Origin of the sequence: Streptomyces sp. LBL, from assembly GCF_029893585.1 — a bacterium.
Lineage (GTDB): Bacteria > Actinomycetota > Actinomycetes > Streptomycetales > Streptomycetaceae > Streptomyces.
The window spans coordinates 190,043-205,682 of the sequence record NZ_JARXYX010000012.1; the positions used below are offsets into that span (position 1 = coordinate 190,043).

The following is a 15,640-nucleotide window of genomic DNA, read 5'->3' on the forward strand; positions in this document are numbered from 1 at the left end:
GGCCAACCCCTTACTGCTGTTTACTTCTGTGCGAGACGGTCCAGGATCCGCGGGCCGAGGTCCGTCACGTCACCCGCGCCCATGGTGAGAACGAGATCACCGGGCTTCGCCATTCCCGCGACGAGCGCCGGCACCTCGGCCTTGTCGTGGACGGCCGTCACATCGGCGCCGGCGGCCCGCGCCGCCTCCATGATCAGTTCGCTGGTGATGCCGGGGATCGGGTCCTCACGGGCCGGGTAGATGTCGAGGACGAGCGAGGCGTCCGCCAGGGTCAGCGCCTGGCCCATCTCCTTGCCCAGCTCCTGGGTGCGGGAGAACAGGTGCGGCTGGTAGACGACCAGGATCCGGGCGTCACCGGCGGCCGCGCGCATCGCCTCCAGGTCCGCCGTCATCTCGGTCGGGTGGTGCGCGTACGAGTCGATGACCTGCACCCCCGCCTCCTCGCCCTTCAGCTGCAGCCGCCGCTTCACGCCCGTGTACGCGGCCAGCGCCGGGGCCAGCTCGGCGGCCGGGACACCCAGCGCCACACCGGCGGCCAACGCGGCGACCGCGTTGTGCGCGTAGTGACGGCCGGGGACGGAGACGGTGAAGGTGAAGGTGCGCTTGTCACCGCCCTTGCCGTTCGTACCGCCCTCACCGCCCAGCAGGACGGTGACCTCGCTCTTCAGGCCCTGGGCCACCACGGACAGGATCCGTACGTCGGCGTCCTCGGACTCGCCGTACGTCACCACCCGTACGCCGCTCGCCGCGACCCGGCGGGTCAGCTCCCGCGCCCCCGCCTGGTCCGCGGCGATCACCAGCGTGCCGCCCTCGACGACCCGGCCCGTGAACGTCTCGAAGGACTCGTAGATCTCGTCCATCGACGCGTAGTTGGCGTGGTGGTCCAGCTCCACGTTGAGGACGATCGCGACCTCGGGCGCGTACTTGTGGAAGCTGCGGTCCGATTCGTCCGCCTCGGCGACGAAGATCTCGCCCTCGCCGTGCAGGGCGTTGGAGCCGGGGGCGTCCAGATCGCCGCCGATGGCGTACGAGGGCATCAGGCCCAGTTCGCTCAGCGAGACGGCCAGCATCGACGTGGTCGTGGTCTTGCCGTGGGTGCCGGCGACCGCGATCGGACGCAGGCCGTCCATCAGCCGGGCGAGCGCGTCCGAACGGTGGACCACCGGGATACCCAGCTCGGCGGCCCGCGCCAGCTCCGGGTTGTCGGCCCGGATCGCCGACGAGACGACGACACAGGAGGCGTCGTCGGCGAGGTGCTCCGCGGCGTGCCCGATGTGCACCGTCGCGCCCAGCGCGCGCAGCGCCTCGGCGGTCTCGGACTCCTTGGCATCGCTGCCGGCCACCCGCGCTCCCCGCTGGGCGAGGATCTTCGCGATCCCGGACATCCCGGCCCCGCCGATGCCGATGAAGTGCGGTCGGTCCATGGCGGTGGGAAGGCCGGGTGCCATGCGTGTCTCCCTGTACGTGCTGGGGTGAAGGTTCGGCGACCACACTACTGACACCATCGCACTGCCGTGGCCGACAGGTGAGCCACGGATGAGCCACCGGCGAGGGTGGCGGATCCTCAGGCCTTGCTGTGCGAGAACAGCTTCAGCACCGGTACCCCCACCTTGTGCCGCGCCCGGGACGCCCAGTCCCGGTGGAAGAACTCCTCCACGTAGTGGGGATCCGTCAGCACGATCACCTCGTCCGCCCGGATCTCGTCCACCAGGGACTTCAGGGCGTCCAGCGGATGATCCTCGATCAGCCGTCCGTCCGCCTCGCTGCCGGAGACCCGCAGCGCCCGGAGCGACACCTCGAGCGCCAGCTCCGCGGGCCCTCTCGCCTCCTGACCCTCCGGCGTCTCCCGCTCCCGGGCGGCCTCGTCGATCTCGCCGAGCGCGACGTCGTCGATGGCGCGCAGCAGGCGGTCCGCCTGATCGCCGCGCGCCTGCAGCAGCACATGGAAGGCGATCTGCTCGTCCCCGTGCAAGGTGGTGACGAACTCCACGTCGGCGGACGTCAGGGCCTTCTCGATCATCAATACGCTTGTGAACACCAGGCGCCCCTTCTCCTTCGAATCCTTCGAAGACCCGGCGGGCCGCGCCGGGCTCTGCGGAAACCATCCTGCCCCGTGACCGCACGGGTACTGCCGGATTCAGTGTGCCCGTCGGAAGCCAACCGGAATGGCGGGTTCTGTCGATATCGGTACCGGCCAGGCCTGTTTCCGCCGGGGGGTACGGTCTTACCCATTTTCGGCCGGGCGGTACGGCCGTACGCGTTCATGGCCGGGCGGCACGGCCGGACCGGGCTCAGGACCGCCCGTACCGGCTGAACAGGAACCCCTCCTCCTCGAGCAGCGACACCAGGCCGAACCGCTGCGGCACCCCGACCGACGGTCCCCCGGCGATGCGCTGCGCGTCCCCGGCGGTGAGCATCGGGGCGACGGTCAGACACAGCTCGTCGAGCACCCCGGCCGCCACCAGCTGGCCGAGCAGTCGCGGGCCGCCCTCGGTCAGCAGCCGGGTGTGGCCGAGGCCGGCGAGGGCCTGTACGGCTCGCGCGGGCTCCACGCCGACGCCGTCACCGGCGACCACCACCCGGGCGCCCGCCTTCTCGGCCGCGGCGGTCCGGTCAGGGGCGGCCGCGGCGCCCGTGAGGATCAGAGTGGGGACCAGGGGCGCGGTGAACAGTGGGAGCGAGAAGTCCAGGTCCAGGCTCGCGCTGACCACCGCGATCGCGGGTACGGGGCCCTGCCTCGCGGCCTCCCGCATCCCGGCGAACTCCGCACGCGCGCGTGCCGGGCGGTACCCCTCCTGGCGTACGGTCTCCGCGCCGACGACGACCACGTCCGCCAGGGCCCGCAGCGTGCCGAAGATCCGCATGTCGGCGGCGCTGGAGATGGGCTGCGAACGGCCGTCGTGCTGACCGGCCCCGTCCAGCGTGGACACCATGTTGGCCCGCAGCCAGACCCCCGGCCCACCGCCGCCGGCCTCCGGCTCGGGATAGGCGTACGCGTCGGCCAGTTCCGCGAGGCTCCACTCGGCGTCCCCCCGGGTCTGGGCGGCTGTCTCGTCGGTCACAGGGAAGAGGCGTCGCATGTCGTGCAGTGTTCCACGCAGAAGCGAAACGTCACGTCCTGGACAGGGGCCGGGTGGTCCGTAATGCCCCCGAGGGCTTCCCGAGGCCACCTCCACCGCCCGCCCCGCCACCCACGCCACTCCCCTTGCCCGTCCCCGCAGGGCCTAGCATGGGTAACCGTGTCTACCTCCACCTCCGCGTCCGGATCCGGCCCCATAGCCGGGGTCACCCCGCTGTCCCTGTGCACCCGTGAGCCGCATGTCCCCGCGGACCGGCTGGTCGCCGAGATGGTGCCGCCGCCGCGGTTCGACTCGGTGCGGTTCGGGACGTACATTCCGGACCCGAACCAGCCGAGCCAGACCGCCGCGGTCCGGGTTCTGGAGTCCTTCGCCGCCGGACTCGACGGGGCGCACGCCACCGGCACCGGCAGGCGCGGCGGCTTCCTCGGCTTCGGGAAGGCACGGAGCAAGGCGCCCAAGACCCCGGCCGGCCCCCGCGGTGTCTACCTGGACGGCGGATACGGCGTCGGCAAGACCCACCTGCTGGCATCCCTCTGGCACGCCACCCCGGCCGAGCCCGCGCTCAAGGCCTTCGGCACCTTCGTCGAGCTCACCAACCTCGTCGGCGCCCTGGGCTTCCAGAAGACCGTCCAGACCCTCTCCGGCCACCGTCTGCTGTGCATCGACGAGTTCGAACTGGACGACCCCGGCGACACCGTCCTCGTGTCGACGCTGCTCGGCAAGCTCGTCGACGCGGGCGTCGCGGTCGCCGCCACCTCCAACACCCTGCCGGGCAAGCTCGGCGAGGGCCGCTTCGCGGCGGCCGACTTCCTGCGGGAGATCCAGAGCCTGTCCGCCCACTTCCGCGCCCTGCGCATCGACGGCGAGGACTACCGCCACCGCGGGCTGCCCGCGGCTCCGGCGCCGTTCAGTGAGGAGCAGGTCACCAAGGCCGCGTATGCCACCCCGGACGCCTCCCTGGACGCCTTCCCGCAACTGCTGGACCATCTCGCCCGCGTCCACCCCAGCCGCTACGGCGCCCTGACCGACGACCTGCGGGCGGTCTGCCTCACCGACGTCCGGGCCGTGCCCGACCAGTCGACGGCCCTGAGGCTGGTCGTGCTCGCGGACCGGCTCTACGACCGTGAAGTACCGGTCCTGGCCTCGGGGCTGCCCTTCGACCAGCTGTTCAGCGAGGAGATGCTGAACGGCGGCTACCGCAAGAAGTACTTCCGGGCGATCTCCCGCCTCACCGCCCTGGCACGGGACGCCAAGGGACTGGTCGAGCCGAACTGACGGCCCTCCAAGCGGTCTCCAACCGGGCCCAACCGGTCTCCAAGCGGTTTCCAGCCGGTCTGTCGCTGCCTTCAACCCCGCCTCCCGCCGGCTTTCAACCGGCCTCCGACCGGTCTCCCAACGAGCAACTCCACCAAGATCAAGAGCCGGTTCGCGTCACGAAACTCCGCGCGTTTCAGCCTCTCTTCAGCTCGAAACGTTATGTTAACCCTGCAAACAACTTTGCAGGGCTAATGTGTTTCTTGACCAGTCGTTGACCAACTATTGGTCTGGACTAGACGCGGGCCAAAGGCGAATCATCTGGAGGGGGGCGCATGTTCCGAGGTACGACGGTGCGGACCACGTTGGCTCTCCTCACCACCACCCTCCTCGCCCTCCAGTTCTTCGCACCCACCGCGTCCTTCGCAACCGCGCACACGGCCCGTCATGCAGAGGCCAACGCTCAGCCCGGAATCAAGCCCGCCGGCCCCGCCGGCAAGGCACCGCGCGACGAGACCGCCACGCACCGCAACTGCGATCCCACGGGAAACCCGACCGGTCCCCTGCGCACCCGCGACCGGCACCGCCCCGTCGACCTCACCCCTGAGCGGCCCGACCGCCCAGCCCTGACCGAGGAACCGGCGCACACGGGCACCCAGGTGCCGACCGGTGCGTTCCCACAGCCGAGACCCTCGGCGGCCCACTCCCCGGCCGCGCTCCAGGTCTTCCGCTGCTGACAGCAGAGCTGTTTCCCCACCTCTGTCATGTACGTCCGACGCGCCATTGCGGCGCGCCAGGAGGAGTCACCGATATGCAGCCCCTCATCGACAACGCCCGCATGTTCGGACAGCGCCCTGAGGAGTTCGCCAAGCTGGCCGAAGGCCAGTCCCCGCAGGTCCTGTTCATCACCTGCTCGGATTCCCGGGTCGTCCCGGCCCTCATCACGGGCGCCCGCCCCGGCGAGCTCTTCGAGCTGCGCACCGCGGGCAACATCGTCCCCCCGTACGCCTCCGAGCACCCCACCAGCGAGGCGGCCACCATCGAGTACGCCGTGGAGGTGCTGGGCGTCCGCGACATCGTGGTCTGCGGACACTCGCACTGCGGCGCCGTCGGCGCCCTGGTGCGCGGCGACGACCTGACCGCCGTACCGGCCGTACGCGACTGGCTCACGCACGCCACCCCGCGCCCCGTGGGCGCGGCCGAGGACCCGGCCGTGGCCGACGGCGTGCAGAACCACGCCCTCGCGCAGGTACTGCGCCTGCGCTCGTACCCGTACGTCGACAAGAAACTGGCGGAAGGTCAACTGACCCTGCACGCCTGGTACTACGAGGTACACACGGGGTCGGTGCTGACCCACGACCCATCCTCCGACAGCTTCCGGGCACTGTGAGGGCGGCCATGGAGAATCGAATAAAGTTCCCTTATCTGAAGCAGGATTTCGCCGCTTCGCTCGTCGTCTTCCTGGTCGCCCTGCCGCTGTGCGTGGGCGTGGCCGTCGCCTCCGGGGTTCCGGCGGAGCTCGGCCTGATCACCGGCATCGTCGGCGGCATCGTCACCGGCCTGATGCGGGGCAGCAGCCTCCAGGTGTCCGGACCGGCCGCGGGGCTGACGGTGCTGGTCTTCGAGGCGGTCACCGAGTACGGACTGCCCGCACTCGGTGTGATCGTGCTGGCCGCCGGACTGATCCAGCTCGCCATGGGCGCCCTGAAGCTGGGGCGCTGGTTCCGGGCGATATCCGTCTCCGTCGTCGAGGGCATGCTGGCCGGTATCGGACTCGTGATCATCGCGGGCCAGCTGTACTCGGCGGCGGGGCTGAAGGCTCCCACCTCCGGCATCGACAAGATCCTGGGCCTGCCCGGGGCCGCCGCCGACGCGCTCGGCAGCACCGAGGCGCTCGCCTCGCTCGCCATCGGCGCGGGCACCATCGCGGTGATGGTGTTGTGGAAACGGCTGCCGAAGCAGGTCCGGACGGTGCCGGGCGCGCTCGCCGCCGTCGTCCTGGCCACGGTGGTCACCCTGGCGTTCAGCCTGCCGGTCGCCACCGTCGAGGTGAACGGGCTGCTGGACTCGGTCCAGCCGCCGGGCCTGGACGCCTTCGGAGAGCTGGCCGACCCGGCCATCTTCGGCACGATCCTCGCCTTCACCCTGATCGCCTCCGCCGAGAGCCTGTTCAGCGCCGCCGCGGTGGACCGGCTGCACGACGGTCCGCGTACCGCGTACGACAAGGAGCTCATGGCCCAGGGCGCGGGCAACGCGGTGTGCGGCGCACTCGGCGCGCTGCCGATGACCGCGGTCATCGTGCGCAGCTCCGCCAACGTGCAGGCGGGCGCGAAGACCAAGGCGTCCCGGGTGCTGCACGGCGTGTGGCTGCTGCTGTTCGCGGCGCTGCTGCCGTCGACCCTGGCGCTGATCCCGCTGCCCGCCCTCGCCGGCATCCTGGTCCACGCGGGCTGGAAGCTGATCCCCTTCCGCGAGGTCGTGACGCTGTGGCGGGGCCACCGCGGTGAGGCGTTGATCCTGGTGGTCACGGCCGTGTCCATCGTCGCCGTGAACATGTTCGAGGGCGTACTGATCGGTCTGGCTCTGTCCGTGGTCAAGACCGCCTGGGAGGCTTCGCACCTCAAGATGGAGATCATCGACAAGGGTGCCGGCCCCGTCCAGGCGTACCTGTCGGGCAACGCGACCTTCCTCAGGCTGCCGAAGATCCTCGACAGTCTGGAGGCGCTGCCCCAGGACCGCCCGGTCGAGCTGGACCTGTCCGGGCTGCACCACCTGGACCACGCCTGCCGTACGGCCCTGGAGAACTGGGCCGAGCGGCACAGCGCGGTCGGCACGGAGCCGGTCAGGGTCACCGAGCCGGTCCGGGCCACCGAGTCGGAGCCGGCGAAGGCCACCACCGCTCGGTAGCCCACCTCGGTGAACCCGTCTCGGTGAGCCCATCTCGGTAAGCACACCGCGCCGGGTCCGGAGCCCGATCGTGGCTCCGGACCCGGCATCGGGCATATCGTTACAGGAGCAGACATAGCGGACCCCTGAGTGGGAGGCCGGGATGCTCCAGGAGCTGTTGACGGCGGCCGTGGCGGCCGCTTGCGCCGGGGTCGTGTACGTCGCATCGGCGGCACGGGTCGTCAAGCAGTACGAGCGGGGGGTGGTCTTCCGGCTCGGGCGGCTCGCCGGGGACGTACGGTCGCCGGGATTCACGATGGTGGTCCCGTTCGTCGACCGGCTGCACAAGGTGAACCTGCAGATCGTCACGATGCCGGTGCCGGCCCAGGAGGGCATCACCCGCGACAACGTGACCGTACGCGTGGACGCCGTCGTGTACTTCAAGGTGGTCGACGCGGCGAACGCGCTCGTCCGGGTCGAGGACTACAAGTTCGCGGTCTCGCAGATGGCGCAGACCTCGCTGCGTTCGATCATCGGCAAGAGCGATCTGGACGACCTCCTCTCCAACCGCGAGAAGCTCAACCAGGGCCTGGAGCTGATGATCGACAGCCCGGCCGTCGGCTGGGGCGTGCAGATCGACCGGGTCGAGATCAAGGACGTCTCGCTGCCGGACACGATGAAGCGTTCCATGGCCCGGCAGGCCGAGGCGGACCGTGAGCGGCGGGCCCGGATCATCAACGCGGACGCCGAGTTCCAGGCGTCGAAGAAGCTCGCCGAGGCCGCCCAGCAGATGGAGGACACGCCCGCGGCGCTCCAGTTGCGGCTGCTGCAGACGATCGTCGCGGTCGCCGCCGAGAAGAACTCGACGCTGGTCCTGCCGTTCCCGGTGGAGCTGTTGCGCTTCCTGGAGCGGGCAAAGGAGCACCCGGCCGAGGGGTGACACACGCGGCGCGTGGTTCCCGGGGCCCGTGAGCGGTGGGCCGACTCCTCGCGTGGTTCCCGGAACCCGCGGGCGGTGACGCACTCCTCGCGTGGTTCCCGGAACCCGCGCGCGGTGAGCCGGCCCTCCTGGAACACCTCAGGCCGCTGGACCCGCAGTAACCGAAGGCCGGTTTCGGCATCGCCGACATCGCTGCCATCGCCGACAGCCGCGGGCAACTCCCCGCGCAGTGAACCGGCCTGGTCGGGGTACCCGGCCCGTATGATCCAGAACCCGCACGTCAGCGGCTCGTACTGGCTGGAGACCGCACCCGGCCCGGACCGGCCCGCGCTCGTGGACGACCTCACGGTGGACGTCGCCGTCATCGGCGGCGGGATCGCCGGGCTGAGCACGGCCTGGGAGCTGACGCGGGCCGGGCGCCGGGTGGCGGTGCTGGAGGCCGACCGGGTCGCGGCCGGCGTCACCGGACACACCACCGCCAAGCTCACCGCGCTGCACACCCTGGTCTACGACAAACTGCGCCGCACCCGCGGGCCTGAGGGAGCGCGGCTGTACGCCCGCTCGCAGACCGAGGCGATCGAGCGGGCCGCGGAGATCGCGGGCGAACTGGACATCGACTGCGACTGGGAGCGACGCAGCGCGTACACGTACGCCTGTGACGCGGGCCGGGTCGAGGAACTGCGGGCGGAGGCGCGGGCCGCGCACGAGGCGGGGCTGCCGGCGTCGTTCGTGACGGAGACCGGACTGCCGTTCCCGGTGGCGGGCGCGGTGCAGGTGACCGGGCAGGCGCAGTTCCATCCGCGCAAGTACCTGCTGGCCCTCGCCGACGACCTGGTCCGGCAGGGCGCGCACGTGCACGAGCACACCACGGTCGTCGGTCTGGAGGAAGGCGAGCCGAGCCGGCTCACCACCGACACCGGGGCCACGGTGACCGCCCAGGACGTCGTCGTCGCCACTCACTACCCCGTCTTCGACCGGGCGCTGCTGTTCACCCGGCTCCATCCGCGCCGCGAACTGGTCGTGGCCGGGACGATGAGCGCCGACCGGGATCCGGAGGGCATGTACATCACCCCGGACGAAGGCACCCGCTCGGTCCGCACGGCACCGCACGGCGACCAACGTCTCCTGGTCGTCACCGGGGAGCACTTCACGCCCGGCACCGGCGACACCCGGGCCCGCTTCCAGCACCTGTCCGACTGGGCCGCCGAGCACTTCCCGGACGTCACCCTCACCCACGCCTGGGCCACCCAGGACAACGACCCCACGGACACCGTCCCGCTGGTCGGCCCGCTGCACCCGGGCGCGCAGCACACGTACGTCGCCACCGGCTTCGGCGGCTGGGGCATGAGCGGCGGGATCATGGCGGGCCGGCTGCTCACAGCGCTGATCACCGGCGCGGAGTGCGCGTGGAGCGAGCTGTACGACCCGCGCCGACTGCGCTCGACCGTGCGTGAGGCCCCGTCGTTCCTGAAGACGCAGGCAGAGGTCGCCCGCCACTTCGTCGGTGACCGGCTGCGCCCCTCGCCGCCGGTCGAGTCCCTGCCGCCCGGCGAGGGCGCCGTCGTCCGCACCGACGCCGGCCGCCTCGCCGTCTACCGGGACGAGGCCGGCCACCTGCACGCCCTCTCCGCGCGCTGTACCCACCTGGGCTGTCTGGTCTCCTTCAACGCCGCCGAACGGGCCTGGGAGTGCCCCTGCCATGGCTCCCGCTTCGACACGGACGGCAAGGTGGTCCAAGGCCCGGCGATCCGGCCCCTGGAGCAGCGGGACATCTGACCGAAGGGGTGACATTCCGCCGCATCGGCTCCGACGGGAAGCCGATCATCATATCTTCGTACGGTGATCCGTTCCGTACGCCGCGTCACCCTCGCCTGTGTCGGCGCGACCCTCGCCTCCCTCACCTCCCTCACCGCCTGCGGCACCGCCCAGGCCCCTCCGGCCGCCCACCCGGCCCTGTCCACGCCCCGCCCCACGGCCCCGTCGTCCCGCCCGCCCACGCCCCGCCCGACGGCCCCGTCGTCCCGCCCGCCCACGCTCGCCCCCGGCCCCACCGGTCTGACCCCCGTCTTCGAGCACGGCTCCCGGACGCACGGCAGGACCGTCGCGCTCACCTTCGACGCCGACATGACCGCCGACCAGGGGCCGCGGGCGGCGGCGGGCGAACGGTTCGACAACCCGCGGCTCATCGCGACCCTGCGGGCGCTGAAGGTCCCGGCCACGGTGTTCATGACGGGCCGGTGGGCCGAGCAGTACCCGGCGCAGGCCCGGTCCATCGGCCGGGACCCGCTCTTCGAGATCGCCAACCACTCCTACAGCCACTACGCCTTCACCGGTGACTGCTACGGCCTGCCCACCATCTCCCAGGACCGGATGCGCGCGGACGTGGAGCGGGCGTACGCCGCCTTACGCAGGGCAGGGGTCCAAGAGCCGATGCCCTACTTCCGCTTCCCCGGCGGCTGCTACGACCAGCGGGCCCTCAAGGCCCTCGCCCCGGCCGACGTGACCGCCGTGCAGTGGGACGTGGTGAGCGGGGACGCCTTCGCGACGGATGCGGACGCCGTGGCCCGGCAGGTACTGGAGAAGGTGCGACCCGGTTCCGTGGTCGTCATGCACTGCACGACGAGTGCCGCGCCCGCGACCGAGGAGGCGGTACGGACGGTCGTGCCGGAACTGCGCCGGCAGGGCTTCCGGTTCGTGAAGGTGTCCGAGCTGATCGGGGCCTCGGCCGTCCCGCGGTGACCGATCTACGCTGGGCGTATGAGCGAGGACGACCACTGCCTGATCGACGCGACCAGGCCCCCCGCAGCAGACGGGCCGCCGTACGCGGAGTGCGTGCAGTGCCGGAAACCGACGGAGTACCGTTCCTAGAGACTGAGCGGGAGTGAGTCCTGTTGCCAGGTCTGCTGCTCGGCCGTGTGCCCCGAACGGTGTTGGGCACGCTGGTCGCCCGCTTTCGCTCCGCTGTCCGGGGGCACGCCTCTGGTGCGTGGTCCGGGGATGCGGGGGCGGGATCCCTCACGTCCTTGGGCCTCCCATCGGGCCTGGACGGTCCGATGCCCCGCACGATCACTCTGGTCGTGCGGGGGCGGTGCCGTCCGACGCCGGATCGGGTGCCCGAGGGCGCGTCGCCCGATCGCGATGCAGGCTGCATCGTGCCGGGAAACCTTACGGGTACTGCTGGTCAGGGGCTGCTGCCAGTGCTGGGCACCCCACCGGGAGGTGTACGCCGGATCCACCGCCACGACCGCGACACCCTGCTCGGCGGCCATCGCCGCCAGCCGCGCCTTCAGCTTCGCGGTGGGAAAACGGGAGATGAGCCGGCGGAAACGTTTGTTACGGCCGTGCTTCTCCCGGCTTGTACCGTCGCTGAAGGCGAGGTCCTCGACCGCGACCGCCACCGCACCGGTGTGGCGGGTGTGATGCAGCAGCCGGGTGAGGGCGTGGCGGATCTGCGCGTCGCGGTGCGCGGCGGAGCCGGACAGGTCGTAGCAGAAACGGCGGGGTTCACCGACCGGGTTGCCGTGGATGTCCAGGCGCCAGGCGGCGAGATGGTCGTCGTTCATGTCGACGGCGACCACGCCCCGGGCAAGGGCCGCGGACAGGGGCAGGACGGGGGCGGGGGTGCGCTGCCAGGAGGCGGTCACATACCAGCGGTCCCGCACCACATCGTGGTGGATACGGTAGGCCACCGCCCGATTGTTCGTGATCCGGTCCAGCCACTCCGTACCCCGATGCTGGAAGGCGACAGCCGTGTCCAGCTGGTACCGGCCGTGCGGGGCGTTCGCCAGGCGGGCCAGCGCGGCGGGCAGCTTGAGGGAGAGCTGTCCGGTGTCGGTGACGCGGATGGTCTCGTTGCCGAAGCGTTTGCCGGACTCCCCGTCCGCGGTCAGGAACATCCGCGCTGCCCGCCACCGTTCCCGCCACGCCTGCTCATCCAAGCCCGCCGCATCCAGGTGATGGCGCAGGTGTGCGAGTTTCTTCCCGCCGCGCACCACCCGCACCCGGCCCGCCGCCCAGTCCGCTTCCACCCTCGCCAGGCGGGACTGGAGGGCGTGCAGGCGCCGGGACTTGGCATGCCACTCGGCCCGCGAGTCGTACCCGCGTGCCAGTCCTGCCCGCTTGTCCGCCTTCGCCCCCAGCGCACGCGCCAGCCGCGCCTCGACCGCTGCGATCTGCCCACGCAGCCAGGCCAGCTCGGCCGCCTGCCCACGCCGGGCCAGCGCCCACTGATCATGCGTGGCCTTGGTGATACTGCCCGCCCACCGCGCCGAGCAGACCCCCGTCAACTCCCGCTTGCGCACCGCCCACGCGGTGGCATCGTGCTCCAAACCCTGGCGGGAACGCACCGCGAGATCACCCGCGGCCAGCGAACCGAGGAACATCCCCACCTCGGCCAGCACCGCCGCATCCACCATCGACACCCGCAACCGCGCCCGGACCGCCACACCCGCAGGAGCGGGCACCACGAACGACGCCGCCACCTCACGCAACCCGCCCAACCCCACCACCCCCGCTCCCGGCCCAGACCGTCCGAAGAACCCATCACCGCATCCAACGAACACCCCCGGCAGAGGTCACGCATTCGATGCAAGAACCTCCGTTCCACCACACTCGACCACCCCCTGTGCCACCCAACTCAGGGACACCAGAACTCACTGGCGCTCACCCAAACGCACCCGATCGTGCTCCATTGGCAGCAGTTGCAACCCCGAGTCGTACAAGGGGATCACGCTGTGTCCGGTGTGCGAGTGGCAGGAAGCGCAGCGGACGGCGTGCTCCGGGTGATCAGCGGGCGGAGCGCTCCGGGTAGTCACCGGGGAGGCAGGCGATCAGCACCGGTCTCCGGCCTGGCAGACTTGGCTCCGTGAGCCAAGAGCAGCCGACACCCGTTCCTGACAGCCCCTTTGGGTCCGAGCCCCACGCACGCGACGAGGCGCCGCAGTTCGTGCTGCCCCTGGTCGTCCGGATCGAGCGGGCCGCTCCCCCGGCCCGTACCGACGCGCTGGAGACCGCCGCCCGAGCCGTTCTCGTGATGCTCAGCGATGAGCGGTCGGTCGGGGACGGCGAGTGGGCGCAGGCGATGCGGGACTGGCAGGACACGCGCATCCGGAAGGTCGTGCGGCGGGCCCGGGGGGCCGAGTGGCGGCGGGCCGAGGCGTTGCCCGGGATCACGGTCGCGGGCAAGGCGGCAGAGGTACGCGTCTTCCCGCCCGTCCCCCTGGACGGCTGGCCCAAGGACCTGGCCCGGCTCCAGGTCTCCGGCACCGACCTCGACGATCCGGAGCCGCCCGTCGAGGCGGACGCCTCGGCTCCCGTGCTGTGGCTGAACCCGGACCTGGACATGTCGGCCGGCAAGGCGATGGCGCAGGCCGGTCATGGGGCCCAACTCGCCTGGTGGGAGCTTTCGGAGGAGGAGCGGGCCGAGTGGCGCGACGCGGGTTTCCCGCTCGCCGTACGCACCGCGGACCCGGCCCGCTGGGGCGAACTGCACACGAGCGGGCTGCCGTTGGTGCGGGACGCCGGGTTCACCGAGATCGCGCCCGGGTCCTGCACGGTGGTCGCCGACCATCCGGCGCTGCGGTGATCCGCCTGGACGTCACGGAGACGTTCCGGCTGCCGCGGCGGTGGCCGGCGGTCGTCTGAACACCGTGGCCGGAGGGCGCTGAAGACCGTCGCCGGCGGTCGCTGAACACCGTGGCCGTCCCGCGCGTACCTCCTGACGCCCGCCGCGGGCGCCCGGGGCCCGAACCTCAAATGTTGCTCTGAACGCGTCCACCGAGCGGTTCAGGTCCGCCGGCCGGGGCCATACCCACGTCACGCCGTGGGGCTGTGCGAAGGAGGGGACCATGGAGCGACTGGGGACCGGCATCGGGTGGCGGCCGGAGATCGCGGACGCCGTGGAGCGCATGCCGGGCATCGACTGGCTCGAGGTCGTGGCGGAGAACACCTGCCCCGGACACCTCCCGCAGTCCCTGCTGCGGCTGCGCGAGCGCGGGGTCACCGTGGTCCCGCACGGCGTCTCCCTCGGCCTCGGCGGCGCGGACCGCCCCGACGAGGGACGGCTGACCGCCCTCGCCGAGCGCGCTCAGGTACTGGGCGCTCCGCTGGTCACCGAGCACATCGCGTTCGTCCGGGCAGGCGGCCCGCTGACCGCCTCCCCCCGCCTGGAAGCCGGCCACCTGCTGCCGGTGCCGCGCACCCGCGACTCCCTCGCCGTGCTGTGCGAGAACGTCCGCATCGCGCAGGACGCGCTGCCGGTGCCGCTCGCCGTGGAGAACATCGCCGCGCTGATCGCCTGGCCCGGCGAGGAGATGACCGAGGGACAGTTCCTGTACGAACTGGCCGACCGCACCGGAGTGCGCCTGCTCATCGACGTGGCGAACCTGCACACCAACCACGTCAACCGCGGCGAGGACCCGGCCGAGGCGCTGGCCGGGCTTCCCCTGGAGGCCATCGCGTACGTCCATGTCGCGGGCGGCTTCGAACGCGACGGCGTCTGGCACGACAGCCACGCCCACCCGGTCCCCCGCCCGGTCCTCGACATCCTGACCGACCTCGCGTCCCGGGTCTCCCCGCCGGGAGTCCTGCTGGAGCGGGACGAGAACTTCCCCGAACCGGCCGAGCTGGAAAGCGAGTTGGCGGCGATCGGGGAGGCGGTGGAGAAGGGCGGCGGCGCGCGCGCTTCGACACCCTCGGTGACCGTGGCGACCTCGGTGACCGTGGCGACCGAGACCCCGTCGGCTCCGGCCCCGAACGCGACTCCGGCCCCGGACACGGGCTCGGCCCCGGCCCCGGCCCCGGCCCCGGCTCCGGACGCGGACTCCGCGGCACATCAGCAGACAGCCCCGGACGCGGCTCCGACTCCCGACTCGACGGCCCGTCCGCAGAAGGCCCCGGACGCGGACGCGGACTCTGCCCCGGCCCCTGACGCGGGTTCCGACCCGGACCCGACCACCGCCGCAGCCCCGGCCGACGATCTCCCCCGTCAGCGCCTCGCCCTCGCGCAGACCGCGCTGCTGTCCGCGCTGGTCGCCGGGACCCCCGTGCCTGAGGGCTTCGACCGGGTACGGGTGGGCGTTCAGACCCGGGCCCTCGCCGCGAAGCGGGCGGACGTCGTCGCCAAGGTCGCTCCCGACCTCCCGGTGATCCTCGGCCCCGCCTACCGCGCCGCCTTCCTCGCCTATGCCCACGGCCACCCGATGCCGGACGGCTACCGCCGCGACGCGCTGAACTTCGCCGAGCAGGTTCTCCTCGCCGGGCATCTGGAGGACGCTGCGGCCCGGAGGCGGCTGCGGGAGTGGTGGCTGGAGCGCTCGGGCCCGGCGCCCCGCTCGCAGCGGCCGACGGTACGGCTGGCCCGCGCCACCCGCCGGGTCCTGCTGCGCCGCTGAGGCCCGCCCTCGACTGTGCGGGGATTAACACCAGGCCATCCGACCTGCTCTCCGCAACCGTTTTTCCTCTCCTTTGTTCCGGTCTGCCC

At 71.8% G+C, this 15,640-nt stretch carries 13 protein-coding genes; 9 read left to right on the plus strand and 4 right to left on the minus strand.

Features of this window, described 5'->3' with window-relative positions:
* Positions 1–20 precede the first annotated feature (20 nt).
* The 3 genes from murC to M2271_RS17105 all read right to left on the minus strand — a co-directional run bounded on the left by murC (position 21) and on the right by M2271_RS17105 (position 3,080).
* Positions 21–1,448 carry a UDP-N-acetylmuramate--L-alanine ligase gene (gene murC / locus M2271_RS17095; RefSeq protein ID WP_280888086.1) on the minus strand — a complete coding sequence of 476 codons (1,428 nt, stop codon included), beginning with the start codon at positions 1,446–1,448 and terminating at the stop codon, positions 21–23.
* Positions 1,449–1,564: 116 nt separating this feature from the next.
* Complete coding sequence (locus M2271_RS17100) at positions 1,565–2,038, minus strand: indole-3-glycerol phosphate synthase (protein ID WP_280888087.1); 474 nt, start codon at positions 2,036–2,038, stop codon at positions 1,565–1,567.
* A gap of 253 nt (positions 2,039–2,291) precedes the next feature.
* Positions 2,292–3,080, minus strand: coding sequence for a pyrimidine reductase family protein (locus M2271_RS17105; protein WP_280888088.1), 789 nt, complete (start codon positions 3,078–3,080; stop codon positions 2,292–2,294).
* Positions 3,081–3,239: 159 nt separating this feature from the next.
* On the opposite strand from M2271_RS17105, the gene zapE reads away from it, so the two are divergent.
* The 7 genes from zapE (at position 3,240) to M2271_RS17140 (ending at position 10,899) form a co-directional block, all read left to right on the plus strand.
* Positions 3,240–4,355, plus strand: coding sequence for a cell division protein ZapE (gene zapE, locus M2271_RS17110; protein ID WP_280888089.1), 1,116 nt, complete (start codon positions 3,240–3,242; stop codon positions 4,353–4,355).
* Positions 4,356–4,669: 314 nt separating this feature from the next.
* Positions 4,670–5,071, plus strand: a complete 402-nt coding sequence (locus M2271_RS17115; RefSeq protein WP_280888090.1) for a hypothetical protein — start codon at positions 4,670–4,672, stop codon at positions 5,069–5,071.
* A gap of 74 nt (positions 5,072–5,145) precedes the next feature.
* Positions 5,146–5,724 carry a carbonic anhydrase gene (locus M2271_RS17120; protein WP_280888091.1) on the plus strand — a complete coding sequence of 193 codons (579 nt, stop codon included), beginning with the start codon at positions 5,146–5,148 and terminating at the stop codon, positions 5,722–5,724.
* A gap of 8 nt (positions 5,725–5,732) precedes the next feature.
* Positions 5,733–7,241 (plus strand): SulP family inorganic anion transporter, encoded by a 1,509-nt coding sequence (locus tag M2271_RS17125; RefSeq protein WP_280888092.1) that lies wholly within the window; start codon positions 5,733–5,735, stop codon positions 7,239–7,241.
* A gap of 142 nt (positions 7,242–7,383) precedes the next feature.
* On the plus strand, positions 7,384–8,160 hold the full coding sequence (locus tag M2271_RS17130) for a slipin family protein (RefSeq protein WP_280888093.1): 777 nt from the start codon (positions 7,384–7,386) through the stop codon (positions 8,158–8,160).
* 261 nt (positions 8,161–8,421) lie between these two features.
* Entirely contained in the window at positions 8,422–9,936 is a 1,515-nt protein-coding gene (locus M2271_RS17135; protein ID WP_280888094.1) for an FAD-dependent oxidoreductase, read from the plus strand.
* 63 nt (positions 9,937–9,999) lie between these two features.
* Positions 10,000–10,899, plus strand: a complete 900-nt coding sequence (locus M2271_RS17140; protein ID WP_280888095.1) for a polysaccharide deacetylase family protein — start codon at positions 10,000–10,002, stop codon at positions 10,897–10,899.
* Between the two features lie 125 nt (positions 10,900–11,024).
* Here the strand turns inward: M2271_RS17140 and M2271_RS17145 are convergent, their stop codons facing one another.
* Positions 11,025–12,575 (minus strand): IS200/IS605 family accessory protein TnpB-related protein, encoded by a 1,551-nt coding sequence (locus M2271_RS17145; RefSeq protein ID WP_280888096.1) that lies wholly within the window; start codon positions 12,573–12,575, stop codon positions 11,025–11,027.
* Positions 12,576–13,024: 449 nt separating this feature from the next.
* On the opposite strand from M2271_RS17145, the gene M2271_RS17150 reads away from it, so the two are divergent.
* Together M2271_RS17150 and M2271_RS17155 are read left to right on the plus strand one after the other, a co-directional pair.
* Complete coding sequence (locus M2271_RS17150; RefSeq protein ID WP_280888097.1) at positions 13,025–13,744, plus strand: peptidyl-tRNA hydrolase; 720 nt, start codon at positions 13,025–13,027, stop codon at positions 13,742–13,744.
* A 262-nt stretch (positions 13,745–14,006) separates the two neighbouring features.
* Positions 14,007–15,551 (plus strand): DUF692 domain-containing protein, encoded by a 1,545-nt coding sequence (locus M2271_RS17155; RefSeq protein WP_280888098.1) that lies wholly within the window; start codon positions 14,007–14,009, stop codon positions 15,549–15,551.
* Positions 15,552–15,640: the final 89 nt, after the last annotated feature.